Origin of the sequence: Embleya sp. NPDC050154 (assembly GCF_044460165.1) — a bacterium.
Lineage (GTDB): Bacteria > Actinomycetota > Actinomycetes > Streptomycetales > Streptomycetaceae > Embleya.
In genome coordinates, this window is sequence record NZ_JBITJP010000018.1 from 113,467 (window position 1) to 139,917 (window position 26,451).

Genomic DNA, 26,451 nt, shown 5'->3' on the forward strand with positions numbered 1-26,451 from the left:
CGGCGCCGGGGCGGGTGGGCCGGGCTACATCCAGCGCACGTCGCCGGCCGTCGCGCCCACCGTGTCGCACGCGTCGGTGAGCACGTCCAGCACCCGCAGCGGGTCGGGCAGCGGCAGTTCGGGGCCCCGGATCCAGCGCACCTGCTGCCCCGAGGGGTGTTGTGCGGAGGGGACCAGCACATAGCTGCCCCGGCAGTGCCAGCGCAGGCCCGGATGCGCGTCCAGCGTCTCGGGATGGCAGTCCAACTCGCACGGCCACCACTCGTCCTCGTCGGCGGGAGTGCCGCGGGTCGCGGTGAAGAACAGCGTGCGTTCGGGGCCGCAGGAGGCCACCGGACCGATCTCGATGCCCTGCTCGGCGAATACCGCGAGGGCGATCTCGCCCGCCCGCGCGGGTACGTCCAACACGTCGTGGCCCGCGCCGGTGGCGGTGACGAAGTTGGCCTCCGGATACAACTCCAGCCAGCGCGCCACCTGGACCGGGTCGGTGGACGCCTGGGTCTGCCACGCGAACGAGACCGGGTGCATGCCCGGTGCCGGACAGCCGACCCGGTCACAGGAGCAGCCGAAGCCCACCGGGTGCGCCGCCGGACAGACGGGCCAGCCGCGCTCGACCAGGTCCATGAGCAGTCCGGCCCGCCGGTCGCGAACGGTGTCCGGATCCTCACGCGGTCGACGGCGCAGCCATCCGGCCATTCTGCCCATTCGCTCCATGGAACCCCTTCTTCCGCGTGCGTTTCGTACGCGCCCCACACGGCGCCTCTGCGTATACAACGCGGAAGACCGGCCCGAGCAATCCCCATCATCGCGGGTCGCCCGAGTCGATATGCCGACCGGGTTCGCAGGTGATCGGAATAGCACCGGTACGACGCCGTGAACCCGCGAGAAATGTACATCGCGGATCGCTTCGGTTCGGCGCGCCGCCCGCAACGACGACCGCCCCGTTCCCGAATGCCGGGAACGGGGCAGTCGCGCCGGCGGCGGCCCGGGAGGCGGGCCGCGGCGCGTGGATCAGCCCGCGTTGACGCAGGTGTTGCCGAACGTCGGGTTGAGCACGGCGATCAGGATGTCGACCGTGTTCCCGCAGATGTTGACCGGGACGTGCAGGTCACCGGCGATCTGGTTGCCCGAGGCGACACCCGGCGACTCGACCGCCGCGCCCTCGGACTCGGCGCTCGCGGTCGCCACGCCGGCGCCCATGGCCGCGATGCCACCGGCCATGGCCGCGACGGCGGCGATCTTCTTCATGTTCGTCACAGCGTTGTTCCTCCACGTAACGTGCCGACCAGGTTCGGCACGCTGGTCAACGACGTGGTGGGGGGGCGGAAACGCGCGGCGGGCGAGATTCACTCGTTCACTGCGGGACCGACGAGCCCTACTTCATGTTGCCCCTCTGCTCCGGGCAGAACGCGGGCACCGCACCGCCCACAAGCATGGCCTTCTCCTGCATCGCGCTCACCGCGGTCACCTTCGTCGCGGTCTCGACCAGGCTCTTCCCGGACTTGAGGTCCGCGCAGGCCTGCTTGCCCTGGGCCACGAGTTCGGCGTCCGGCTTCGACTTCGTCGCCGGGACGAGCAGGTGCAACGTGCTGAGGAAGTTGTTCTCGCCGAGTCCGCCGCCCCCGCCGGGCAGCGGGTCCGAATCCTCGTCGGTGTCCGGATCGGGCGACGTGACGCGCTTGGTCGGCTTGGTCGACGGCGTCGCCGATCCGGACTTCGAGCCGGTCGACGCGCTCGCCGAGGACGTCGAGGACGCCGAGCTCTTCTTGTCGTCGTCACCGGACATACCGACCGCGACGATCACGCCGACGATCGCGAGCACCGCGACCACCGAGACGCCGATCCACAGGCCCTTGCGGCTGCGGCCGGGCTGGGGCGGGTAGCCGGCGCCCTGCGGGTAGCCGCTCGGGTACTGCGGCGGGCCGTACTGGCCCGGCGGGTACTGCGGTTGGCCGTACTGGCCGGGCTGCTGCTGCCCCGGGTACGGTTGTTGTCCGTATTGGGGCTGGCCGTACGGCTGGTTCGGGTCCTGGCCGGGCGGCGGCGGGTAACTCACTCATCCCCCATGGATGTCGGATCGTCGCCTCCGTCGAGCACGGCGCACGGATCATCCAAAGTAGGACGAAATGCCTTGTTTTTGGCCCGCGGAGGAAGCGTCAGGATCATGAAGCTCTCCTCATTTGTCAAGGCGAGTCTTCTTTCGATCGCAATCGCACACATGCCCGCCGTACTCAGACCGCGGCGACCACGATGTCCAGCGCCCAGGGCGTGCCTCCCTGCTTCGGTTCGGCCGTCTCCACGGTCCACCCCAGTGCGCGCAGCGCGTCGGCCAGTTCGGCCGGGTTGCGCGGTTCGGCGCCGGAGACCAGCAGGTCCCGGGTCACCCGGCCCTTGGTCGCCTTGTTGAAGTGGCTCACCACCGAGCGCTTGGCGACGCCGTCCACGATCCGCTCGTGCAAAACCCGTACCGTCGCGGTCCGCTCGGCCACCGCGCCGGTCGGCTTCCAGGCCGCGCCGTACGCCGCCGACCGCAGGTCCAGGACCAGTTCCTCGCCCGCGAGCCTGGGCAGCACCGGGGCCATCGCGGCGCGCCACTGACCCGCGAGCGCGCCGATCCCGGGCAGCCGCACACCCATCGAGCAGCGGTACGGCGGCACCCGGTCGGTCGGCCGCAACGCCCCCCACAGGCCGGAGAACACCAGGATCGAACCCGCCGCGCGCGCCGCCGCCGCGCCGGTGAGCGTGGGCAGGTCCAGCGCGTCGTAGAGCACACCGGTGTACAGCGCGGCCACAGTCAGCGCGGGCGCCTCGCGCAGGTCCAGGTTGCGCAGCACCTCGCCGCGCAGCTTCGGACCGAGCCCGAGCACCTCCAGCGCCTTGAGCTCGTCGCCCTCGCACAGCGTGATCAGCGAGTCGAGCACCTGCCGCCGCACGGAGTTCAGTTCCGGCATCGAAAGGCCCGCGAGATCGAGCGCGGGGCCCGTCCCCGCAGCGGCCTTGCCCTCGGAGGGCGGCAACAACACGAGCACGGGCGGGACTCCAAGCGGCGCGGGCGGAAAGGGGGTCGATCAAGTTTATGGGGAGGAGTCGGGCCGATCATGACGCAGCGGCTCCGGGCGCGCGGGCGAAAAGCCGGTGAAGTCCTTCGCACCGCAGCCGATCTTTCCTAAGCTCGACCCGTGCCTCGTCGCCATCTCCACATCAGGTCCGCCGACGGTGATCGCCTTCGCGCCGGTTTCACCCGCCTGCGTGCGGACCTCGGGCTGCCCGGCCCGTTCTCCCGCGAGGTGTCGGCGGAGGCGGAGGCTGCCGCCCGGCGCGGGCCGAGCCTGACCCGCCGGGATCTGACCGAACTGCCGTTCCTGACCATCGATCCGGCCGAGTCGCTGGACCTGGACCAGGCGATGCACCTGACGCGTCGGGGCACCGGCTATCGAGTGCACTACGCGATCGCCGACGTCGCCGCCTGGGTCACCCCCGGCGGCGCGCTGGACGCGGAGACCATGCGCCGGGTGGAGACGCTCTATCTGCCGGACGAGCGCATCCCGCTGCATCCGCCGATCCTGTCCGAGGCGGCGGCCAGCCTGCTGCCGGGGTCGGACCGGCCCGCGCTGGTGTGGGTGCTCGACCTGGACGAATCCGGCGACCTGATCGGCACCGACGTCTTTCGCGCGATGGTGCGCAGCCGGGCCCGCTTCGACTATCCCCAGGTGCAGCGCGCGATCGAGGCGGGCACCGCCGAGGAGCCGTTGGCGCTGCTCGCCGAGATCGGCATGCTGCGCGAGGTGCTGGAGAGCGAACGGGGCGGGGTGAGCCTGCCCATCCCGGAGCAGGAGATCGTCGAGGACGGCGACACCTGGCGCCTGGAATACCGGGCGCCGATCCCGGCCGAGGGCTGGAACGCGCAGATCTCGCTGCTGACCGGGATCGCCGCCGCCGACCTGATGACGTACGCGGGCGTCGGCATCCTGCGCACGCTGCCCGAACCGGCGCCGGAGGCGCTGGCCCAGGTCCGGCGGGTGGGCCGCGCGCTCGATGTGGCATGGCCCGACGGCGACACGTACGGCGCGGTGATCCGCTCGCTCGATCCGGACAACCCGCGGCACGCGGCGTTCCTCCAGGAGGCCACCGGTCTGCTGCGCGGGGCGGGCTACACGGCGTTCGACGCCGGGGTCCCGGAGCAGGCCGGGCACGCGGCGGTCGCCGACGAGTACGCGCACGTGACCGCGCCGCTGCGGCGGCTGGTCGACCGGTACGCGGGCGAGATCTGCGTGTCCCTGGTCGCGGGCACCGACGTGCCGGACTGGGTGGGCGCGCGGCTGCACGAGTTGCCGAAGGCGATGGAGACCGGCGATCGGCGGGCGCACGAGGTCGAGCGCGAGGCGGTCTCCCTGGTCGAGGCGGTCGTGCTCGCCGACCACGTCGGCGACGAGTTCGACGCGGTGGTGGTTGACCTGAACGAGCGCGGCGACGGCGGGACGGTACAACTCGCCGAACCCGCCGTGCGAGCCCGCTTCGACGGGCCGGGTCTGGGCCTGGGCGAGCGGGTCCGGGTCCGGTTGACCGAGGCCGACGACGCCCGGCGCAGGGTGCGGTTCGCCCCGGCGAAGGCGCCGGGCGCACCCGCTAGGATGGCGGGCACGACGGATGAGTCGGCCGGGCGGCCGCGTCGGGATTCCTCCTCGGAGGGTTCCGCCGAGGAACGTCCGGGCTCCACAGGGCAGGGTGGTCGGTAACACCGACCCGGGGCGACCCGCGGGACAGTGCCACAGAAAACAGACCGCCGACGTCCTCGGACGATCGGTAAGGGTGAAACGGTGGTGTAAGAGACCACCAGCGCCCGAGGTGACTCGGGCGGCTAGGTAAACCCCACCCGGAGCAAGGTCAAGAGGAGCACCGTCACACGTGCTCTGCGCGAACGTTCGAGGGCGGCCCGCCCGAGTTCGCGGGTAGACCGCTGGAGGCTGTCGGCAACGGCAGTCGTAGATGGATGGCCGCCTCCCCGGGCGCCGCAAGGCTCCCGGGAGACAGAACCCGGCGTAGAGGCCGACTCATCCGTCGCCTTCCTTTTTCTCGCCCCCTCCCCCGCCGACGCGGCTCGCCGGTCGACGGCGCGGGAGGCGTCGGGCCGACCGTGACGAGCCGTCCGGGGCCGGCCGGGCAAAGCCGAAAGCCCCGGCCTGAACCCAGGCTCGGGGCTTTCGGAAGTTTGGTCCTCCGCGTGGTCCGCCCGGATTCCTACTGGCGGGCACGCTGAAGGCGCTTCCGACTATGCCACACGTCGGACGGCGCCGTCAAACCTTTGTTCGACCACGCCGCCCGATGTCAGGCGCCGCGCAGGTGCGCGGTCTCGTTGAACACCCGCAGCGACGCGTTGCCGTCCGACCACCACTGGACCGCGCTGATCGCCGCGGCGGACAGTTCCATCCGGAACATCGACTCCGGCGGGGCGCCGAGCGCGATCCGTACCAGTGTCTTGATCGGCGTCACGTGGGTGACCACGAGCACGGTCCTGCCGGGATGCCGGGCGATCGTCTTGTCCCGGGCCACCTCGACCCGGCGGGCCACCTCGGTGAAGCTCTCGCCACCGGGCGGGGCCGCGTCCGCCGAGGTCAGCCACGCGTCGAGGGCGTCCGGGGTCTGCTCGCGCGCCTCGGCGAAGGTGAGTCCCTCCCACGCGCCGAAGTCGGTCTCCCGGAAGCCGGGTTCCTCGCGCACCTTCAGGCCCAGTCGTTGTGCGACCGCCTCCGCGGTCTGCCGGCAGCGACCCAGCGGCGAGGACACGATCGCCTCGATCGTGCCGCGCTCGGCGAACGCCTCGGCCGCCCGCGCGGCCTGCCAACGACCGCGCTCGGACAGGTCCGGATCGGCGCCGGTGCCGGAGAAGCGCTTCTGCGGGGTGAGCACCGTCTCGCCGTGTCGCAACAGCACCAGCGTGGTCGGGCGACCCAGGTCCGGGCCCCAACCGGGGGCGGTCGGGCGGACCTTGGTGGTGATCGGCTCCTCGACCTCCGGCTCCAGGGCCCGGGGCGTGGCGAACGCGGTGGACTCCTGCGGGGTCCAGGCCCGGCCCTTGGCCGCCGCGTCCATCGCCTCGTTGGCCAGCCGGTCGGCGTGCTTGTTCTGCTCCCGCGGGATCCACGTGTAGGTGACCTGCCCGGGCGGGTGGATGCCTCGGGCCTTGGTCGCCAGGTCGCGCATGTCGGCGTGCTTGATCTTCCAGCGGCCCGACATCTGCTCGACCACGAGCTTGGAGTCGGCCCGCACCTCGACGGTCGCCGTCGGGTCGATCGCGTGCGCCGCGCCCAGGCCGGCGATCAGACCGCGGTACTCGGCCACGTTGTTGGTCGCCACGCCGATCGCCTCGGCCACCTCGTGCAGTACCTCGCCGGTCTCGGCGTCGCGCACCAGCGCACCGTAGGCCGCCGGCCCCGGGTTGCCCCGGGAACCGCCGTCGGCCTCGACGACGAGCCTCACAGGCCCGACTCGGCCGTGCGGACGAGGATGCGCCGGCAGTTCTCGCAGCGCACGATCGCGTCCGGCGCGGCCGCCCGGATCGCGCCGAGGTCGGTGATCCCCAGTTCCAGCCGACACCCCTCGCAGCGGCGCTGGAACAGCGGGGCCACGGCCACGCCGTGCGACTGCTCGCGGATGCGCTCGTACAGCTTCATCAGGTCGGCCGGGATCGCCGCCGCGATCACCGCGCGCTGCTTGGTGGTGGCGCTCACCTCGGTGTCGATCTCCGCCTCGGCGGCGGCCCGCCGGGACTCGGCGGCGTCGCGCGCGGCCTGCGCCTCGTCCCGCTCGGCGACCAGCTTGACCAGCCGGCCCTGGATGTCCTCGCGGCGTTCCATCACCTCCAGGACGACCTCTTCGAGGTCACCCTGGCGCTTGGCGAGCGAGGCCACCTCGCGCTGGAGGTTCTCCAGGTCCTTGGGCGAGGTGACGTGGCCCGAGTCCAGTCGCTGCTGGTCGCGTTCGGCGCGCTTGCGGACCTGGTCGACGTCCTGCTCGGCCTTGGTCTGGTCGCGGGCCGCGTCGCTCTCCTCGGTCTCGCCCGCGACCACGAGGTCGCGCAACCGGGCGAGCCGGGAGCCGAGGCGGTCGATCTCCTCGTTCTCCGGCAGCGTGCGCTTCTTGTGGGCGAGCAGGTCGATTCGCGAGTCGAGGGCCTGGAGGTCGAGCAGGCGGAGCTGGTCGGCGGGCGCGGCGTTCAGCGGGGGCTCCTTGGATGCGGCTCGGGTGGGCGGGAGGTTGCTTCCCACCCGCCCACCCGTTGCGTTTCGGTGGGTGGCTTCGGGTGTTGCGGACGACGGTCGGGCCGATCGGGCCACATGCGCGTCGTCACGGCGCTCAGCGGTGCGGTGTGTGGAACGTCCACGGGTCCGTGACTAGTTCCGACACGTGGGTTTCCACCGTAGTACCGGTCGCGGCGAGCGCACGGGTCAGTTCCTGGGCCGCGTACGCCAGCCACGGCCACTCGGTGGCCCAGTGTGGGGCGTCCAGCAGCGCGGGGCCGCCGTGTTCCAGCGCCTCCGAGGCCGGGTGATGGCGCAGGTCGGCGGTGACGTAGACGTCGGCGCCGCTGCGGCGGACCGCGTCGAAGAGGCTGTCACCCGCGCCGCCGCACACCGCGACGGTGCGCACCAGGCGGTCCGGGTCGCCGGCCACGCGCAGGCCGGTCGCGGTGGCGGGCAGCGCCCGGGCGGCCCGGGCGGCGAACGCGGCGAGCGTCTCGGCGGCGGCCAACTCGCCGATCCGGCCGATGCCCCGGCACTCGCTCGGGTCGGCCGGGGCCGGGTCGAGCGGGGCGGTGACGGTCAGTCCGAGCGCGGCGGCGAGCGCGTCCGAGACGCCGGGGGCCGCCGAGTCGGCGTTGGTGTGCGCGACGTGCAACGCGCAGCCGCCGGTGATCAGCGTATGCACGACGCGCCCCTTGAATCCGGTCGCGGCGACCGAGTGCACTCCGCGCAGGAACAGCGGGTGGTGGGTGACCAGGAGGTCGGCGCCGCGGGCGAGCGCCTCGTCGGCGACCGCCCGGGTCGGGTCCACGGCGAACATCACCGAGCGCACCTCGGCGTCCGGGTCGCCGCAGACCAGCCCCACCGCGTCCCAGGATTCGGCCCACTCGGGGTGGTAGATCCGTTCGAGGGCGCTGACAACGTCGGAGAGCTTGGGCACGAAGGGAGGTTACCGCTCCGAGGTCGCCGCCCCGGATTCGGGCATCCGGGGCGGACGGTAACGCAGTGCACCGGAGTGCCCCCGGATTGTGTGAAGTCGGCCCCATCCGAAGCGTTTGTGCGGTAGGCAGGCTCGCACTGTCGTACGACCGACGAGGGGGACGACGACGATGGTGCACTGTCTGCTGTGCGGTACGCCCTATCTGGAGACGGACGCGTACTGCCCGGGCGAACAATGCGGCACCGACCTGCACGGCCAGCGCATGGGCGATCCGGCCTGCGCGGTCCAGGCATGGTGCGAACCTCGTCGGATCACCGCGGCCGCCGGCGAGACGGTGATGGTGACGCTGACCCTGCGCAACGCGGGCAGCGCGCCGGACCGCTACGACCCCGAACTGCCCCGGGACGTCGGCCGGCGGATCGGCCTGGACCGCCCCGGCGCGCCCGATGTGTATCCGGGCGAGACCCGGATCTGGACGATCGTCTACACGGTGCCCCCGGACATCGAGGACCAGGTCGCGCCGAGCGGGATGTTCGGCCTGGGCGAGGTGGGCGCGGACAGCGGTGGCAGCGCCTTCGAACCGGTGTCCCGGGTGGTCGAGGAGAGCGAGATCCCGGTTCGGGTGGTGTCCGCCCGGGACATGCGGGTGTCCGCGTGCGCGCCGTTCTCGGTGCGGGTGGTGTCCACGGACCGCGACCCGGACGGTGGCCGGCGACCGGTCGGCGCACCGGTGGATCCGTACCACGACGATCGTGAGCGTCGGGGCGGCAAGCGGCGGACCAGAATCGCCGGCGCCGTGGCCGCGACGGTGGCCGCGATCGTCGCGGCGCTGCTGATCGGTATGGCGATGGCGGGCTCGGACGACAAGAAGCCGGCGGCCAAGGTCGTCCCGACGGGGTCGGCGGGCTCCTCGGCCGCGTCCTCCCCGGCCGCCGTGCCGACCACCGAGGCGCCGGTGACCAGCACACCCGATGCGTCCGACTCGGCCTCGCCGAGCACCGGCGCGCCAGGGAAGCTGACCGTGCCGAACGTGGTCGGGATGACCGAGGCGCAGGGTGTCGCGCTGCTGCGGGAGAAGGGTTTTCGCGGCGTCGTCAAGGGCACCGGCGGCACGATCGCCTCCACCGACCCGGCGGCCGGGAAGAAGGTGGATCGGGACAAGGCGGAGATCGTGGTGACCATGTCCGGGGTTCGGACCACGCCGCCGGTCATCCGGCCGCCGATCACGATCAGGCCCACCGATCCCGCCCCGTCGTCGGCTCCGGTGACGACCACGGTCCCGCCGCTGTCCGGCCTGACCGTCGCCGACGCGACCGCGGCGCTGAAGAACGCCCGCCTGAACATCGGGCTGCCCTCCGGGGCCTCCCGGAGCGACGTGGTCACCGGCTCGACCCCGGGTTCGGGCGAGGCGGTGGCGATCGGTACGACCGTGACGGTGAGCGTGGCCCCGCGCGCGACCGCGACCGGCCCGGGCTGACGCACGGCGGCGATCGGGGCCGGGCGCACCGCGGGCGACCGGGACCGGCGCACCGCACGCGATCATGCAGGCCCGCCGCGCCCACCCGGAACTGACTCACCGTCAGATCCGCTGGCCGCCTCCCCTTTCCATGCAATAGCTTGCTTCGGTCAAGAACAGGCGAGGGGAGAACGCTCATGCTGGACCTCACAGGCGCGTCCGCGATCGTCACCGGCGGGGCCTCCGGGCTCGGCGAGGCGACCGCCCGCCGACTCGCGGCCGGCGGCACCTCGGTGGTGATCGCGGACAAGAACGAGGAGCGGGGCAAGGCGGTCGCCGCCGAAATCGGCGCCGGCGCCGTCTTCGTCGCGACCGACGTCACGAACGAGGAGCAGATGCAGGCCGCGGTGGACGCGGCGGTCGCCGTCGCGCCGCTGCGCGCGCTGGTCTCCTGCGCCGGCACCGGGATGGGCGCCCGCACGGTGGCCCGGGACGGCACGCCGCACCCGCTCGCCGCCTTCGAGTTCATCGTCCGGCTCAACCTGATCGGCACCTTCAACGCGGTCCGGCTCGCCGCCGCCGCGATGGCGAGCGCCTCGCCGCAGGCGGACGGCGAGCGCGGCGCGATCGTGTGCACCGCGTCGGTGGCCGCCTTCGACGGGCAGATCGGCCAGGCCGCGTACGGCGCGTCCAAGGCCGGCGTGGCCGGCATGACACTGCCCGTCGCGCGCGACCTGTCCGCGATCGGCGTACGGGTCAACACGATCGCACCCGGCACGATGGACACCGCGCTGTTCGCCGCCGCACCGCAGGCGGTCAAGGACACCCTCGGGCAGCAGGTGCTGTTCCCCAAGCGCATGGGCGTCCCGGACGAGTTCGCCTCGCTCGCGTACGAGTTGCTTACCAACAGTTACCTCAACGCCGAGGTGATCCGGCTCGACGGCGGCATTCGCTTTCAGCCGAAGTAGTGGGAATCGGCATCAATCAGGACGATCATCGCGCCGCTCGGCGCAGACGGTCGGCATGTCCGCCCCAATGATGTTGGGATGGGGGCGTGAGCGATCCGACCTCGGCGTGGCAGCGCCCCCTGCCCTTCCATCTCCCCGGCCTCGCGCCGCCCATCCGCCGCGACTGCGCGATCGGCGGCGTGGTCCTCGCGGGCGCCCTCGTCCTGCTCGTCACCAACTCCTACCTGATCTGGGGCGCGTGGGACCCGAACCGGTGGTTCCGACTGCTGCCGCTGCTGCCGTTGACCGTCGCCGAGTGCCATCGCAGCACGTCGCCGCGCTTCGCGGTGTTCCTGGGCTTGGCCTGCGAGAGCGTGGACATCGCGCTCGGGCCCTCCATCGGCGGCCTGATCATGTGGTCCGACGTGCTGTACGCGGCGTGCCTGTACGGCACGTCGCGACTGGCGTTCGGGCTGCTGTACGGCAACGTGGTGGCGCTGATCCTGGGCGCGGGCACGGTCTGGGCGGTGACCCGCGAGTTCCGGCTTTTCGTCCTGTCCATCTTCTACATCGGACTGGTCGGCATCTCCCCCGTGCTCACCGGCTTCTCGGTGCGCGAACACCGCGAGAAGGCCGAGGTGGAACGGTTGCGCGCGACCCAGACCGCGCGGCTGGCCGAACTCGACCACCAGGCCGCCGTGGTCGCCGAACGTGCCCGGATGGCGCGCGAATTGCACGACGTGATCGCCAACCACCTGAGCGCGGTGGCGGTCCAGTCCACCGCCGCGCTGTCGGTCAGGAGCATGGACGAGGCCCGGCTGCGCGAGACGCTGGAGGTGATCCGGGAGAGCAGCCTGCAAGGGCTCACCGAGATGCGCCGGATGATCGGCCTGCTGCGCTCGGAGAACACCCCCGAGGAACCGGTGTCCGTACCCCGTCTGGCGGAGACCGATCGGCTGGTCGAACACGTGCGCCGGGCCGGGCTGATCGTCGACATCGAGGTCACCGGCGTGGTGCGGGAGTTGCCCACGCCCGTCGACCTGGCCGCCTATCGGGTGGTCCAGGAGACCCTGACCAACGCGCTCAAGCACGCCACACCGCAGCGGTTGCGCATGGTGTTCGCCTATCGTGCCCAGGACGTGGTGATCATCGGGGACAACGGGATCGATCCCGAGCACGTGACCCGACTACCCGGCGCCCGTGCGGGACTGGTGGGCATGTCCGAGCGCGTCTCGCTGCTCGGCGGCGTGTTCGAGGCGGGGCCGCGCGACGGCAGATGGTACGTACGGGCCGAACTCCCGTGCGGTGACGACGTGGTGCGCGGCGCCGGAGACAACGCCTCGCTGGGGCCGAAGGGTGGGACCGGGTGAGCGACATCGACACCTTGCGCGTGCTGGTCGCCGAGGATCAGGCGGCGGTCCGGGCCGGACTGGTGCTGATCCTGGACGCGGCAACGGGCATCGAGGTGGTGGGCCAGGCCGTCGACGGCGAGAACGCGGTGGAACTGGCCCGGTCGTTGCGCCCGGACGTGGTGCTGATGGACGTGCGGATGCCCCGCCTGGACGGGATCAGCGCCACCCGCGAGCTGACCGCGGAAGGGCTCGACGTCCTGGTACTGACCACGTTCGACCTGGACGAATACGTGTTCGGCGCGCTGCGCGCGGGCGCCGCGGGCTTCCTGCTCAAGACGGTGGACGCCGAACGCCTGGTCGAGGCGGTCCGGTTGGTCGCGCGCGGTGACGGCTTCGTGGCACCGGAGGTCACCCGCCGGTTGATCCACGCGTTCGCGAGCCCCTCCCGCCCGGGACCGGCGGACGGGCCCGAGGTGGGCGCCGAGGCGCTCGCGTCGCTCACGCCGCGCGAGGGCGACGTGCTCGCGTGCCTGGGCCGGGGCATGTCGAACCAGCGGATCGCCGAACACCTGGACATGGCCGAGGCCACGGCCAAGACGCACGTGAGCCGGATCCTCACCAAACTGGGCCTGCGCAGCCGGGTCCAGGCCGCGATCCTGGCCCAACAGCGCGGAATCGGCGAGTAACTCGATCAGCCCATTCCCAGCCGCATGGTTGCCCCCATGCCAGCCCGTTGACCTGCGCCGATGTCGACTGTTCGGAAATATGCAGATCAACTGACCAACCAACCCTCAATGCGGGTCACTTCACTCAAAGGGGTGAAGGCTGCCGCAACTCGTTGAGGTGGCCCGAACGCGCTGCGTACGGTCATGCCGTCCCGCCGGGGGGAGCGATCCGAGGCGGGGCGGCCATGTCGGCGACCGAGTCACAACGGTCGTCCGACAACCGTTTCCGGGCACCGGTCGACGAGCGCGACGCGCATCGCCGACCGGGGCGCGAGGGCACAGTCGAGGGGGAAGTCCAGGGATGGCGACGACGACTCGTGGGCACCGTGCGGAGCGCACCGGCGGCCACGGCGCGCCGGGTACGAACCTGGTCGACCGCGTCCGTGCGGCGCTCGACCGCTTTGCGGTCGGTGCCCGGGAACAGGATCACGACGGTCGGGCCGCCGGTCGGCCCGACCCCGCCGAGACCGGCGCCGGGTGGGACGTGCGCTCGGACGACTTCTGGTGCACCGTACGACCGCCGGGCCACGCGGCCCGCGCCCAGGGCTGGAAGATCCACGTCAGCGCGCGCACCGGCGACGCCCCGCACGTGCTCGGCCGAGTCTGCGACGTGCTCCTGCCGCGCCGGGTCGCGTTCAAGTTCGCCGGCGACACCGAGCGGCTGCGGATGCTCAACTCGCGGGAGGCGGACCGGGCTTCGGCGGGCAAGTTCATCACCGTCTATCCCGACGACGACGAGCAGTTCATGGAGTTGGTGGACGCGCTCGACGAGGTGACGCGCGAGCTGAGCGGGCCGGGCATCCTCTCCGATCGGCCGTGTCGACCGGGCAGCGTCGTGCACTACCGCTACGGCGGGTTCGGCCGACGTGCGGTGCTCGGCAACGACGGCGGCTACCGGGCGGTGCTCACCGACCCCGACGGGCTGGCCGTGGACGACGCCCGGGAGGCCTGGTTCACCCCGCCGCCGTGGGCGCCGGATCCGCTGCTGCGGCGGGCCCGTTCGGCGCCCGCCGCCGCGCCCGCGCCGGCCCGGCCCCCGGGGGTGCTGATCGCGGGCCGCTTCGCGGTCACCGCGGCGCTGCGGCACTCGGCCAAGGGCGGCGTCTTCGTCGGCCGGGACACCACCGACGACACCGACGTCGTGGTCAAGCAGGCCCGCGCGCACATCGAGGTGGACCGCTCCGGGCGGGACGCGTGCGCCGCGCTGCGGCACGAGGCGATGCTCATGCGGCGGCTCGCGCACACCGGCCTCACCCCTCGGCACGTCGCGCTCGTGGAGGAGGCCGAGACGATCTTCCTGGCCCAGGAGCGGGTTCCGGGCGAGCCGCTGCGCACCTGGGTCGGCCGACACGCGCAGGACCCGGACGTGCCCTGGGCGCGGGCCCGGGGCATCGTCGAGGAACTGATCCGACTGGTCCGGACGGTGCACGACGAGGGCCTGGTGATCCGCGACCTGTCGCCGACGAACGTCCTGGTCGGGCCGGACCACGCGGTGCGTCTGGTGGACCTGGAGTTGGCCGCCGAGATCGGCTCCTGGGCGGGTGCGGCGGGTACTCCCGGCTATCGGGCGCCGGAGCAGCGTCCCACCGCGGACGGTGGGCATCCCGTGCACCCCGCCGCCGATCTGTACAGCCTGGGCGGCCTGTTCTTCCTGTTGGCCACCGGCGCCGACCCGGCCCTGCCCGAGGATGTGGGGGCGAACCGCAGCACGGTGGAACGCCTGGGCGCGTGGCTGGAGTTGGCGGCACGGCAGGGCGACACGGCACGGCGGCTGGCGCCGGCGATCCGCGGTCTGTGGCACGAGGAGCCGACGGCGCGATGGACGGTGCAGCGGTTGGGCGCGTACGTCGCGGGGGTGGATGGCGGGGTCGGGGCGGGCTCCGGCTCGGGCCCGAGTTCGGGAGTGGGTGTCTCCGGTGACGACGGTGACGACGGTGACGACGGTGCGGGCGAGGGTCGGGGCGGCGGGGAGCGCGTGGACGCCGGGGAGCGCGTCGCTGTCGGCCGGGACGGTGATGACGGCGCCGTGGCCGGGCTGGACGGCGGTGACGGCGCTGCCGCCGGGCCGAAAGGCGGGAGTGGCAGGGACGGCGGTCGGGGCTTCGCGGGCGCGAGTGCCGGTGCCGAGGTCGGTGTGGCCGGGCGCCAGGACGCGCCGGACGGACCTCGGCCGCATCCGGACACCGAGGGCGACAAGGTCCCGCCGCATCCGCAGCCGCCGGAGGACGATCCGCTGCTCCTGGACGGGCTCGCCCACCTGATCGCGACGATGACGCCGGGGCGGGTGGATCGGCTGTGGCCGATGACGGCCGGCGCTGCGGCGATGGATCCGTGCAGCGTGCAGTACGGCGCCGCCGGTGTGCTGGGTGTACTGGCCCGGGCCGCGCACACCACCACGCTCGAACCCCGACTGCGCTACGCGCTGCACCGCGCGGTCGAGGACGGCGCGGCGTGGCTGCGCGATCGGGCGGCGGCCGAACCGGTGGTCCTGCCCGGCCTGCACTTCGGGCGTTCCGGCACCGCGTGGGCCCTGCGGGACGCGGCGGCCCTGCTCGGCGACGAGAAGCTCGCCGCCGCGGCCGTCGACGAGGCCCTGCGGGTACCGATCACGTGGCCCAATCCGGATGTGTGCCACGGGGCCGCCGGGGCCGGTCTGCTCCAGGTCCGGATGTGGCAGGCGACCGGCGACGAGCGGTTCCGGCAGCGCGTCGTCGCGTGCGCCGACGCGCTGCTCGGCGCGGCCCGGCAGGCCGGCGACCTGACCCTGTGGCCGGTCCCGAAGGACTTCGACTCGCGCCTGGCCGGCGCGGCGCACCTCGGCTTCGCGCACGGCGTCGCCGGCGTCGGCACGTTTCTGCTGGAAGCCGCCCTGGCCACCGGCCGCGAGAGCTGCCTCGACGGCGCCCGGGCCGCGGCCCGCACCCTGACCCGGACCGTGCGCGCCGACGGCGACACCGCGTGGTGGCCGCAGGGCCCCGGCGATCCGGCGGGCGTACGCCTGGCGCACTGGTGCAGCGGTTCGGCCGGCGTCGGTACCTTCCTGGTCCGGCTGTGGCGCGCGGACGGCGATCCGCAGCACCGCGACCTGGCCGAGCGGGCGGGCGCGGCGGTCCATCGGGCCCGCTGGCACTCGGGCACCGCCGCGTGCCACGGCCTCGCGGGCAACGGCGAGTTCTTACTCGACTTGGCCGAACTGCTCGACGACGAGAGCCATCGCACGCGCGCCGCCGACCTGGCCGACCAGCTCCGGGCCCGGACCGCGCTGATCGAGGGCCTGCGGGTGCCCGCCGACGAGACGGCGATCGGCGTCTCCGCCTCGTACGGCACCGGCACCGCGGGCGTCCTCGGCTTCCTGCTGCGGCTCGGCCACGGCGGCGGTCGGCTCTGGTTGCACGGTGAGGACGCGTGAACACCATGGTGACGACGCGACCGCTGCGTCGGATCAGTTGGTCGTTCGCGGCCGACGGCGGGCACGCGGCGTGTCTGGCCACACCGGGCGACGGCACCTGGCGGGTCGAGTCCTGGTCGTTGCGGCCCGGCCGAGCCAGTGGCGCGCTGCCGGTGGGCACCGGGGCGCCCGAGCGGCTGCACAGCCAGTTGCTCGCGTTGCCGGACGGCCGGGTGCTGATCTGTCGACACCAGCCCGGCCGGCACGAGTTGGTCCTGCTGGAGGCCGACGAAGCGGGCAGCGAACGGCACTTGGGCACGGTTCGGCTGCCCGGTCTGCGGCTGCTGCCGTCGCCGGGTCCGGACGCGCTCGCGCTCGCGCTCGGGGCCGACACGACGCCGTCGACCACGGTGTGGCTGGTCCGCGAGGACGGCCGGTTGGACCCCGTGGCCGAGTTGTCCGGCCTGTACGGCGGTGGGGTCCGACTCGACCCGGACGGCCGGCGATTGGCTCTGGACCAGGTGCGGGACGGCCGGGTCAAGACCGTCGTCCTCGACTTCGAGACCGCCGCGGTGCGGCCCTTCCTGGAGCTGACCGAGGCCAGCAACGACCGGCTGTTGCTGGCCGATCCGGTCGGCGGCCTGCTGGTCATCGCGAGCGACGCGCCGGGGGGCGACCGGCTGGGCTGGATCCGGTTGCCGGCCGACCGCGCGCAGGCGCCGGGACAGGTGCGCTTCCCGGAGCTGGTACACCTGCCCGACGCGGCGGTGCGGCCGATCGCGATCGCGCCGGACGGCCGCCGGGTGGCGCTCCAACTCGATCGGGGCGCGATCTCGCGGCTGGCGGTGTGGACCCCCGAGGACGGCACGCTGGTGGAGGTCGCCACGCCGGACGGTTGTCTGGGTGCGGTCGGCCGGTGGACCGAACAGGGGCTGCGGATCCCGTACTCCGCGCCGGATCGGCCCAGTTGCCTGGCCAGGCTGGATCCGGACCGACCCGACACGTGGCGCCAGGACGGCGAACCGGGCCCGTTCATCGGGTTCGACGACGCGGCCCGGCCCGCCTGGCGACCGGCCCACCTGGAGTTGCTGGTCGGCGGCACGGGGCCGGTCGAGTCGATCGTGTACGGCGGTCCGGACTGGCGCGCGGCCGAACACGTGCTGCTCGCCCTGCACGGCGGGCCGGCGGCGGCGTGGCGGTTCGAGTTCGACCCGCTGTTGCAACGGCTCGCGGCGGCGGGCATCGCGGTGGTGGCGCCGAATCAGCGCGGCAGCACCGGGTACGGCGCGCGGTTCGCCGGCGAGTTGCACGGCGCGTGGGGCGGCCCGGACCTCGCCGACGTGACCGCGATCGGCCGCACGATCGGCGCCGAGCGGGCCGCCTTCGGACTCGCCCCGCCAGCCCTGTTCGGGGTCAGCTACGGGGCCTATCTCGCGCTGTTGGCCGCCTCGTTCGCGCCGAACGTGTGGTCGAGGTGCCTGGCGGTGGCACCGTTCCTGTCCGGACCGCGGTTGATCGCCGAGGCCTCGGTGCCGATCCGGGCGCTGATGACCCGACTCGGTGGCGACACCGAGTACGCCGACGAACAGGGTCCGCGCGACGTGGTCGCGGTGTGCGATCGCATCGCCGTACCGCTGCTGTTCGTGCACGGCGACCGGGACGACACCATCCCGGTCGGCCAGTCCCGGACCCTGCGCCACACCCTGCTCGGCCGCGGCCGGGTCGAGGGCACCGAATTTCGCTACCTGGAGCTTCCCGGTCTGGGCCACGACGTCCTGACCGGGGATGGGGCACCCGATCTCCACGCCCGCCTGACCGGTTTCCTGCAAACCGGCCGGGTGTGACGACAGGGGGGAATCGCCCCGCACCACCCGTCGCGGGCGACCGCTCGCGACGGCGGCACCGTCCCGAAGGAGAATCACCATGGAGCACATCGAGACCGACCTCGCGGCCCTGCAGCAGCTCCCCGAGACCGAGTCGGTCGAGCTGGGCGGCCACGGCGGCAACGGGTGTCAGTTCACCTGCCTGCTCGTCACCTGCCTGATCTTCACGATCAGCTAATTCCGGGATCGCGTCGCCGGCCGGTTGGGCGGTGTGCGCGTCGACGGACCGGCATCCGTGCGGTGAACCGTTGTTCGCAGCGGTGAGCCGGGGTCGAACAGCCGGTGGTCGATCCGGTAAGTACGAACCCGGGACCGGGAGTTCCTGCCGGAATCAGGAGCTCCCGGTCTCGGGCCGATCCTCAGCATGGCAATCGCGGCCGGTTCCGGGCCGGCGGCACGCCGCTCGTGCCTCCTTCTTGGTCTTCGCTTCTTCGTCTTGGTCCTGCTTTTCGGCGTGGTCTTGCTGCTCCGTCCTGGTTGTGCTTCTCGTCTCCTCGTCTTCGACATCCTTCTCCGTCTCCCGGTCTTCGCCTCTCCGTCTTCGACTTCCTTCTCCGTTTTCGTCGTCCTTCTTCGTCGCGACGGTGCCGTTCGGGCGCCGCCCGTTCCACGGTCCGCGCACCCGAGGAGTCACGCTGTGGCCGATGTGCCGATAGCCACGCAGACCGCCCCGAAGCGGGTGGACCGCACCGGCACCGGGTTCCGTGCCGCGCTGCGCACCGCGCCCGGGGCGACCCTCACGCTCGCCTTCGCCGTCCCGGCCGGGTCGATCGCCGCGTTGTTGCTGCCCGCGGCCGTCGCCGGCTCCGTGGACGCGGTGGTGCGCGGCGACTCCGCGACGGGACCGACCGTGCGGCTGGTGGCCGTACTGGCGCTGGGGTTGCTCGCGGGAGTGCTGGCCGAGGTGGCCGGTCCCGGACTGGCCGCCGACCTGACCGCGCGGTTGCGCCGGCGACTGGCGGTACAGGTCACCGATCTGGGCACCGGCGCGCGGAATCCTTTTGCCGCCGGGGATGTCACCTCCCGGCTGGTCGGCGCGGCGCCCGACGCGGCCGGCCTGGTCCCCTCGCTGCTCGGCACGCTGGGCGCGCTGGTCACCTCGCTCGGCGGCATCGTCGCGCTGGCGCTGATCGATCCGTGGCTGGCGGTCGGCTTTCTCGGCGGGCTGCTGCCCGGGCTGCTCGTCGTACGGCTGTTCATGACCCGCGCGACCGGTCTGTTCACCGATTACCAGGTGGTGCAGAGCGGCCTGGCCGCCCGGCTGACCGACGCACTCGCGGGGGCCCGGACGATCCGGGCCTGCGGCACGCGGGATCGCGAGATCACCCGGATCCTCGCCCCGCTGCCCGAGTTGTCGGCGGCGGGCCACGGCTTGTGGCGGGCCCAACGCAACGCGGTCGCCCAGGTGTTGCTGCTCGCGCCGATGGTCGAGTTGACCGTGTTGTCGATCGCCGGGTGGCTGCTCGTGGAGGGGCGGATCCCGCCCGGCCAACTGGTCGCGGCGGCCGGGTACGCGGCGCTGGGACTGGGCTTCCTGGAGCAGGTCGAGGCACTCGTCGGGGTCGCCCACGCGCGGGCCGGGCGTACTCGGGCGGCGGAGTTGCTCGCGGTCGAACCCGCCGGCTACGGGACGGCACGCACACTGCCGCCGGGACGGGGCGAGTTGACCTTCCGGCGGGTGAGCGTGCGGGTATCGGAACCGGGTCGGGACGCGGAGCGGGTGGTGCTGGACGGGATCGACTTGACGGTGCCGGCGGGCGCGTGTGTGGCCCTGGTCGGGGCGTCCGGTTCGGGAAAGTCCACGCTGGCCGCGCTGGCGGGGCGGTTGCGCGAGCCGGACGAGGGTGAGGTGCTCCTGGACGGGATGCCGGTAACCCGGTTGGCACGCGGCGAGTTGCGGCGCGCGATCGCGTACGCGTTTCCGCGGCCGGTCCTGGTGGGCGCGGATCTGGCGGGGGCGCTCGCGTACGGGCGGCCCGGGGCGGATGCGGAGACGGTGACGGAGGCGGCCCGGATGGCGTTCGCGGACGACTTCGTCCGTCGGTTGCCGGCCGGCTACGCGACCCGGACCCAGGGGCTCGCGCTGTCCGGCGGTGAGGTGCAGCGGCTGGGTCTGGCACGGGCATTGGTACAGGACGCGCGGGTGCTGGTGTTGGACGACGCGACCAGCGGCCTGGACACGGTCACCGAACACCACATCCACGAGGCGTTCCGCGCCGGGCTCGCGGGCCGCACCCGACTGGTCGTCGCCCACCGCGCGACCGCGGCGGCCGGCGCGGACTTCGTGGCCTGGCTGGCCGCGGGCCGCATCAAGGCGATCGGCACCCACGCCGAACTCTGGAGCGACCCCACCTACCGCGCGATCTTCACTACCCGCACCCCCGACCCGAACACGACCCGATGAGGCACGGGGTCACATGACCGACGACACCAACGAACCTCCGCCGAACCGCCACCACCCCACCCCACCCGAGCCCCGGAACGAGCGACACGGCCCCCCGCCGCAGGGAGCCGGCAACACGTGGGACCACCCGAACAAGCAAACGACGCACGAACCACCGGAGGCCGCCCACACACGGAACCGGCCGAACGAACGGCCGGGACACGTGGAGGCCGAGGAGAGCCTCGGGCGGGGAGATCCCGACGGGCGGACGACGTGCGCGACGGCGGAGGGCGGCGGGGCGCCGATGGCGGGCGGCGGCGCTCTGCCGGACGGCCCGAGTGAACGGGCAGGGCACGCGGCGGTGGACGGCGACGGCCGGCAGGACGCCCCGGGTGAGCAAGCGCAGCGCGCGGCGATGGCGGGCCGGGCCGGCGAGTGGGCTTGGTGTTCGGCGGTGACCGTGCACGCGGCCCGCTCGGCGCTGCCGCGGAATGGGCAACGGGCGCCGATCACCGCCGAGGACAGCACCGAGCCCGGCGTTCCTGCCGGGGCCGAGGCCGAAGGGGGAAGCCGGATGACCGACGACGGGCCACACGACGACCGAACCACGGAGCCGAACCCCGCCCCGGCCCGACCCACCGGGCGACGCCGGCGCGTGGTGGTTCCGGTATGGGACCCGAGTCGACGTCGCGCCGAACCGCCGGCCCCGGAGGAGCCCGAGGAGGTATCCCGTGCTGCTCGCGGCTCGGTGGGGAAAGGCTCGCGTAGGGAACCGGGGTGGGACACGGACCCCTCCCGTGCCTCGCACACCACCGGCCCGGACCCCGGCGATGCCCCGGCGGCCGAGGCCCCCGGCCCACGTGTTCGGCGGTGGCGCTCCCGAACCGCACGGGGGCGGAGCGCTCGGCGACGGGCGTCGTGGGCAAGCGGATCCCCGGAATGGCAAGAACTCCCCGCACCTGCACCAGAGGAGCACCCGGACGCGGGCCGGCCCTCCGGCCGAAGTGAACGAGGGCGGCGGCGGGTGTCCCGGGTAGGCGCCCACTCGGAAGCTCAAGAACTCCCCGCGCCCGCACCGGAAGAGCACGCGGACCCGGAAGCGCAAGAACTCCCGGCACCCACGACGCGGGACAACGCGAACGGGGCCCAGTCCTCCGGCCGAAGTGGACGGCGGCGGCGCATGACCCGAGCAGGCGCCCACCTGGAATCGCAAGAACTCCCCGCGCCCGCACCGGAAGAGCACGCGGACGCGGCCGAGACCCCCGGCCGGAGTAGGCGACGACGTGTGCCACGGGCAAGCGCGGACCCGGAATCGCACGAACTCCCGGCATTCACAATCCAGGACAACGGGGACGGGGTCGAAGTCCCCGGCTGGCGTGGGCAACGGCGCGTGCCCCGGGTAGGCGCGGACCCGGAGCCGGAGGGACTCCCCGCGCCGGCGCCGGAGGAGGACGCGGACTCGGCTCAGGCCCCCGGCCGCAGTGGACGACAGCGGCGGGTGCCCCGGGCGGGCGTCCACCCGCAGTCGGAAGCACTTTCCACGCCGTCGCCGCAGGAGCGCGCAGACGTGGCCGGGGCCCTCGGCCGGAGTAGGCGACGACGGGTGCCGTGGGCTGGCACGGGCCCGGAATCGCAGGGGTTCTCCGCGACCGCGCCGGAGGACGACTCGGACGCGGCTCAGGCCCTCAGCCGTAGTAGCCGACGACGTATCTCGTGGGCAGGTGCGGAAGCGGAAGGGCTCCCGGCCGGGCCAGGGGAGGACGCGGCCGAGACCACCGGCCGGGGTGGGCGACGGCGGCGGCTGTTGTGGGCGGGCGGCGGCTCGGAGCCGGGAGGACTCTCCGCACCTGCACCGGAGGAGCACGCAGGCGCGGGCAAAACTCCTGGTCGGGGCGGGCGGCGGGTGTTGTGGGTGGGAGGCGGAGCGGAATTCGGGGATGACTCGGTGCGGGCGGACGCGGACGCGGACGCGGCTGTGACGACCGAACCCGTCGCTCGCGGGCGCCGATGGCGGACTCGGAGGGCCGAACGGTCGAGTCACCGGGCCGCCGTGGACGCCCCGCCGACCGCCGGGCCCTCGGCCGAGATGTCTCGACGCGATGCGCCCTCGGCGGTAGGGAACCCGACGCAGGCTCCGCCCGGCGGCAACCCTGGCGCCGCCTTGGACTCCCCGCCGACCGGTGGGCCCGGGATCGAGTCGTCTCGATGCGATGTGCCTTCGGCCGTGCGGATCCCGGCGCGGGATCTGCCGAGTGACGAGCCGGGCGCTGCCCTACACACCCCGCCCGTGATCGAACCGTCCCGACGCGACATAGCCCCGGGCGCCGCGATCCCGACCCATGTGGACACCCCACCCGGCGGCGGAGCCGCGATCGAGCGGACTCGATGCGATGTGCCTTCGGCCGCGGGGACCCCGGACCGTACTCCACCCAGCGACAGCCCAGGCGCTCCCGCGCACACCCCGCCCTCGATCGAGCCGCCCCGACACGACGTGCCCTCGCCGCCGGGTCCGGTTGACGGTCCGTCGGGCGACGGTCGTGTCGGCCGGGGTGGGCCCGCTCGGCATCGGCGGCGGGGCGATGGTGGGCGTCAGGGCGGAGCCGGCTCCGGCGTGCGTGCGGCCCGCTCGTGGTGGGGACGGGGACGAGCGGTGGGCGTCCGCGATGGTGATGGTGCTACGGACGACGCGGGAGGCTCCCCCGGCGACTCCTCGCCTGGGCTTGGCGACTCCCCTCGAGGATCCGACAGCTCTCCGCAACCGCCCGAGAACTCCGCACAGTCAAGCGACGTTTCCCTGCCCGGACTCGGCAGTTCCGGTCATGGACCCGGTAGTTCCACACCCGGATCGGATATCTCCCCGGACGGGCCGGACGACTGCGCGCCCGCATCCGGCACCTTCCCGGACGCGCCGGACACCTCCCCGCCCGAATCCGACACCTCCCCGCACCAGCCCCACAACTCCCGCCAGACCCCCCGCGCCCCCCGACCCCGTCGGCGGCACAGTGCCGGCCCCTACGGTGGTGGGTTGCGGGCCGGGCAGGCGTTGTTGGTGGGGTTGTTGCGGGCACGGCGGGCGGCTTTGGGGCGGGTGCTCGGGTGGTCGGTGGCGGAGGGGATTCCCGCGCTGTTGTCGGGGGCGTTGCTCGCCGCCGCGCTCGATCGCGGGTTCCTGGCCGGGCGGCTCGGTGTCGGGTTCGTGCTGCTCGGCGTGCTCGCGTTGGCGATGCTGATTCGGGCTGCCGCCACGTACGCGATGTTCCCGCACCTGGCGGCCGTGGTGGAGCCGATCCGGGACACCCTGGTGCGCCGGGTGGTGTCCGACGCCGTGCTGGACGCGACGTCCGGGAGTCCCGGCGCGGGGATGCGCGCGGACGCGGCGGTGGCTCGGCTGACCGAGCAGGTAGAGAGCTGCCGCAACCTGACCGCGTCGCTCCTGCGTACGCTGCGCCAGCTCGGCGTCACGATCGTGGCCGCGCTGCTCGGCCTCGCCGTCCTCGCGCCGATCCTGCTTCCGCTCGTGTTGATCCCCCTCGGTCTGGCCGTGTGGTTGTTCGTACGCCTGCTGCCGCCGCTGGCCCGGCGCCGGCGCGCCCTCGTACTCGCCGACGAGGAGATCGCCGCCCACACCGGCCGCACCGTCGCCGGTCTGCGGGACGTGGTCGCGTGCGGCGCACAGGAGCGCGTCGTGGCCGAACTGGGCGCCGAAGCAGACGCCCGCGCACGCGCCGCCAAGCTGCTCGCCCGCGCCTCCTCGCTACGGCTGCTCGTGGTCGCCCTGGGCGGCCAACTCCCGCTGCTCGCCGTGCTGATCGCGGCACCCTGGCTGGTCCGCGACGGCACCCTGAGCACCGGCGAGGTGGCGGGTGCCGCGTTGTACCTGGCCCAGCACCTGGAGCCCGCCGTGCGAGCCGCGACGGCGACCGTGGGCGGCTGGTTCCTGGAACTGCTCGTGGTCGCCGGCCGCCTGGCCCAGACGACCGAGCCCGCGCCGATGCCCGCCGCCCGCCCCGCGCCCGCCCCATCCGGCTCCGGTGGTCTCGTCCTGGACCGGGTCACCTTCGGCTACGGCCCGTTCGCCGAACCGGTCGTCCGTGACCTGACGATGACCGTCTCCGCCGGTTCGCATCTCGCGGTGGTCGGACCGAGCGGCATCGGCAAGTCCACCCTCGCCGCCCTGCTGGCCGGCCTGCTGGCGCCGGATCAGGGCAGCGTCGCCCTGGCCGACACCCGGCTCCCGAACTGGCCGGAGCCCGCGCTGCGCGCCACGATCGCGGTGGTCCCGCAGGAGGCGTACGTCTTCGCCGGATCCGTGCACGAGAACCTGAGCTACCTCGACCCGGACGTCGCGCGCGCCGATCTGGACCGCGCGGTGCGCCTGGTCGGCGCGGCCGAACTGATCGCCCGGCTCGGCGGCTACGACGCGCGGATCGCCGACCCGGGCGCGTTGTCCGCCGGCGAGCGCCAACTGATCGCGCTGGCCCGGACGTACCTGTCCCCCGCCCGCTTCGTGATCCTCGACGAGGCCACGTGCCACCTGGACCCGCCCACCGAGGCGCTGGCCGAGGCGGCGTTCGCGACTCGCGCGGGCGCCCTGGTGGTGATCGCACACCGGATCGACTCGGCCCGCCGCGCGGACCGCATCCTGCTCATGGACGGCAACCGGCCGACGCTGGGCACCCATCACGAACTGCTCGCCGAATCGGCGCTGTACCGCGATCTGGTGGGCGCGTGGGAGCAGCGGCCGACCGACCCGGTCGGCTGGTTCGAGCGCAAGCCCGTCCGCGCCGAGGAGAACGCGCGGGGCCGGGTCCGACGCTGACCCGACCCGATCCCGCGCGCCGCCGGGCGGTCCCAACCCGGGCTCCGTCCCACGCACCGTCTCGGGCGCCGTCCCACGCGCCCTCTCGGGCGCGTCCAGCCCGCCGACTCAGGCGCCGTCGAGGATCTCGGTGAAGCCGTACGGCTCGTGCGGGCCGAAGAACAACTGCTCGGCCACCCCGACACCCACCCGACCCGCGCCGGTCAGCTCGGTCACCCGGATCACCTGCTGCTGGTGCTGGCGGTCGAACTGCAGCGGGTCGACCTTGTCCAGCTCCCAGCTCTCGTAGCCGACCTTGAGCTCGCCCTGCCAGACCGCGTGGCCCCACTCGGAGTGCAGGTAGCCCAGGCCCGCGAGCAGCCCGCGGGTGCCGATCGGCTCGATCCGGTAGGCGAACGGCTCGCCCGCGCCGTCGGTCATGTGGAACTCGCCGCCCTGGATGCGCCGGGTGCCCGGGACCCAGGTGAGTGCGTGGTGATGCGGCGTCAGCTTCTCGAACACGGGCTGGTCCTCGGGGACCGGAACATCCGCCGGGTCGGGCAGCGTGCCCAGCGGTGTCGCGGCGACCCGCTTGCCGTCCACGTGGTACATGTGCCCGTCCGCGCGCTCGAAGGAGGCCCACAGGCTGACCTCGTCCGCCCAGTGGATCGGCGTCCACAACCACAGGATCGGATTGAACGGCTTGGGCGCGCCGCCCTCCCGCTCGCCCACCGGCCGCACTCCCCACGAGCGGTCCCGGGTGCCCAGTGTGGTCGCCGGGTCGATCTCCAGGATCCGGCCGCCGGGCAGCGTCACCGTCCCCGACCACACGCCGAGCTGGGTCAACCGGGTCGAGTCCATGATCACGTGGTGCCCGTTGCGGGTGGTGGTGCGCTCCTCCTCGATCGCGGCGGCGCGCGCGGTGAAGGTCAGGTCGCAGCCCAGCCCGTGCTCGTTCGGTTCGACGTACACCCGCAGCACCTTCAGCGGCGTGCGCACCTCGATCCCGACCGGGCCGACGGTGAGGTCGAACCGGTCCAGCGGCGCCCGGCGGGACGCGTGCAGGCTGTGCTGGACGCCGTCCACGCTGATCGTGAAGTGCGCGTCGGCGACGAACCGGTTCGGGTACAGGCCGTGCGAGAACGCGAAGTAGAACGCGCCGTCGCGGTCGTAGCCGTTGAACCAGTAGCGGTCGTACGCGTTGCGGTCCGAGGTGGCGGGCGTGGCCACCGGCTCGGGCGTCTGGTGGATCGGGAAGTCGTCGGCGGAGGTCAGCACGGGGAGCCCCTTCTTGGTGCGGTACGAGAGATGCCCCTCGGACCGGCGGCCGGCCGGCCG

At 73.4% G+C, this 26,451-nt stretch carries 17 protein-coding genes, 1 other RNA gene and 1 pseudogene; 11 read left to right on the forward strand and 8 right to left on the reverse strand.

From position 1 onward, the window contains the following. Window positions 1-24: 24 nt before the first annotated feature. The 4 genes from ACIBSV_RS32540 to yaaA all read right to left on the reverse strand — a co-directional run bounded on the left by ACIBSV_RS32540 (window position 25) and on the right by yaaA (window position 3,029). The gene (locus ACIBSV_RS32540) at window positions 25-714 is read right to left on the reverse strand and encodes a bifunctional DNA primase/polymerase (protein ID WP_395869430.1); all 690 of its coding nucleotides are present in this window, start codon (window positions 712-714) and stop codon (window positions 25-27) included. A 297-nt stretch (window positions 715-1,011) separates the two neighbouring features. Beyond that, complete coding sequence (locus ACIBSV_RS32545) at window positions 1,012-1,248, reverse strand: chaplin (protein WP_395869604.1); 237 nt, start codon at window positions 1,246-1,248, stop codon at window positions 1,012-1,014. A gap of 127 nt (window positions 1,249-1,375) precedes the next feature. Next, window positions 1,376-2,056, reverse strand: a complete 681-nt coding sequence (locus ACIBSV_RS32550; protein WP_395869432.1) for a DUF732 domain-containing protein — start codon at window positions 2,054-2,056, stop codon at window positions 1,376-1,378. 175 nt (window positions 2,057-2,231) lie between these two features. Continuing rightward, window positions 2,232-3,029 (reverse strand): peroxide stress protein YaaA, encoded by a 798-nt coding sequence (yaaA, locus tag ACIBSV_RS32555; protein ID WP_395869434.1) that lies wholly within the window; start codon window positions 3,027-3,029, stop codon window positions 2,232-2,234. 150 nt (window positions 3,030-3,179) lie between these two features. Between yaaA and ACIBSV_RS32560 the strand changes: the two are divergent. Beyond that, window positions 3,180-4,607, forward strand: a pseudogene (locus ACIBSV_RS32560) (RNB domain-containing ribonuclease); the annotation flags it as partial. Between the two features lie 41 nt (window positions 4,608-4,648). After that, window positions 4,649-5,058: RNase P RNA component class A (rnpB, locus tag ACIBSV_RS32565), an RNA gene on the forward strand. Window positions 5,059-5,325: 267 nt separating this feature from the next. Here the strand turns inward: rnpB and ACIBSV_RS32570 are convergent. The 3 genes from ACIBSV_RS32570 to ACIBSV_RS32580 form a co-directional block, all read right to left on the reverse strand. Next, window positions 5,326-6,477: a bifunctional RNase H/acid phosphatase gene (locus ACIBSV_RS32570; protein WP_395869435.1), complete on the reverse strand. Its 1,152-nt coding sequence runs from the start codon at window positions 6,475-6,477 to the stop codon at window positions 5,326-5,328. After that, window positions 6,474-7,217 carry a zinc ribbon domain-containing protein gene (locus tag ACIBSV_RS32575; protein ID WP_395869606.1) on the reverse strand — a complete coding sequence of 248 codons (744 nt, stop codon included), beginning with the start codon at window positions 7,215-7,217 and terminating at the stop codon, window positions 6,474-6,476. The genes ACIBSV_RS32570 and ACIBSV_RS32575 overlap by 4 nt, the downstream gene beginning before the upstream one ends. A gap of 136 nt (window positions 7,218-7,353) precedes the next feature. Then, complete coding sequence (locus ACIBSV_RS32580) at window positions 7,354-8,181, reverse strand: Nif3-like dinuclear metal center hexameric protein (protein ID WP_395869437.1); 828 nt, start codon at window positions 8,179-8,181, stop codon at window positions 7,354-7,356. Between the two features lie 169 nt (window positions 8,182-8,350). On the opposite strand from ACIBSV_RS32580, the gene ACIBSV_RS32585 reads away from it, so the two are divergent. The 9 genes from ACIBSV_RS32585 to ACIBSV_RS32625 all read left to right on the forward strand — a co-directional run bounded on the left by ACIBSV_RS32585 (window position 8,351) and on the right by ACIBSV_RS32625 (window position 25,134). Then, window positions 8,351-9,658: a PASTA domain-containing protein gene (locus tag ACIBSV_RS32585; RefSeq protein ID WP_395869439.1), complete on the forward strand. Its 1,308-nt coding sequence runs from the start codon at window positions 8,351-8,353 to the stop codon at window positions 9,656-9,658. Window positions 9,659-9,837: 179 nt separating this feature from the next. Continuing rightward, window positions 9,838-10,605 carry an SDR family NAD(P)-dependent oxidoreductase gene (locus ACIBSV_RS32590; protein WP_395869608.1) on the forward strand — a complete coding sequence of 256 codons (768 nt, stop codon included), beginning with the start codon at window positions 9,838-9,840 and terminating at the stop codon, window positions 10,603-10,605. An 86-nt stretch (window positions 10,606-10,691) separates the two neighbouring features. Then, window positions 10,692-11,954, forward strand: a complete 1,263-nt coding sequence (locus ACIBSV_RS32595) for a sensor histidine kinase (RefSeq protein WP_395869441.1) — start codon at window positions 10,692-10,694, stop codon at window positions 11,952-11,954. Beyond that, complete coding sequence (locus ACIBSV_RS32600) at window positions 11,951-12,622, forward strand: response regulator (RefSeq protein WP_395869443.1); 672 nt, start codon at window positions 11,951-11,953, stop codon at window positions 12,620-12,622. The genes ACIBSV_RS32595 and ACIBSV_RS32600 overlap by 4 nt, the downstream gene beginning before the upstream one ends. A gap of 340 nt (window positions 12,623-12,962) precedes the next feature. Next, window positions 12,963-16,070, forward strand: a complete 3,108-nt coding sequence (locus ACIBSV_RS32605; RefSeq protein WP_395869445.1) for a lanthionine synthetase LanC family protein — start codon at window positions 12,963-12,965, stop codon at window positions 16,068-16,070. 5 nt (window positions 16,071-16,075) lie between these two features. After that, entirely contained in the window at window positions 16,076-17,893 is a 1,818-nt protein-coding gene (locus ACIBSV_RS32610) for an alpha/beta fold hydrolase (RefSeq protein ID WP_395869610.1), read from the forward strand. Window positions 17,894-17,972: 79 nt separating this feature from the next. Then, window positions 17,973-18,110 (forward strand): VenA family class IV lanthipeptide, encoded by a 138-nt coding sequence (locus tag ACIBSV_RS32615; protein ID WP_020549100.1) that lies wholly within the window; start codon window positions 17,973-17,975, stop codon window positions 18,108-18,110. A gap of 459 nt (window positions 18,111-18,569) precedes the next feature. Continuing rightward, window positions 18,570-20,336, forward strand: a complete 1,767-nt coding sequence (locus ACIBSV_RS32620) for an ABC transporter ATP-binding protein (protein WP_395869447.1) — start codon at window positions 18,570-18,572, stop codon at window positions 20,334-20,336. 3,004 nt (window positions 20,337-23,340) lie between these two features. Continuing rightward, complete coding sequence (locus tag ACIBSV_RS32625) at window positions 23,341-25,134, forward strand: ATP-binding cassette domain-containing protein (RefSeq protein WP_395869449.1); 1,794 nt, start codon at window positions 23,341-23,343, stop codon at window positions 25,132-25,134. A gap of 108 nt (window positions 25,135-25,242) precedes the next feature. Here the strand turns inward: ACIBSV_RS32625 and ACIBSV_RS32630 are convergent, their stop codons facing one another. Next, the gene (locus ACIBSV_RS32630; RefSeq protein ID WP_395869451.1) at window positions 25,243-26,391 is read right to left on the reverse strand and encodes a hypothetical protein; all 1,149 of its coding nucleotides are present in this window, start codon (window positions 26,389-26,391) and stop codon (window positions 25,243-25,245) included. Between the last annotated feature and the right edge of the window lie 60 nt (window positions 26,392-26,451).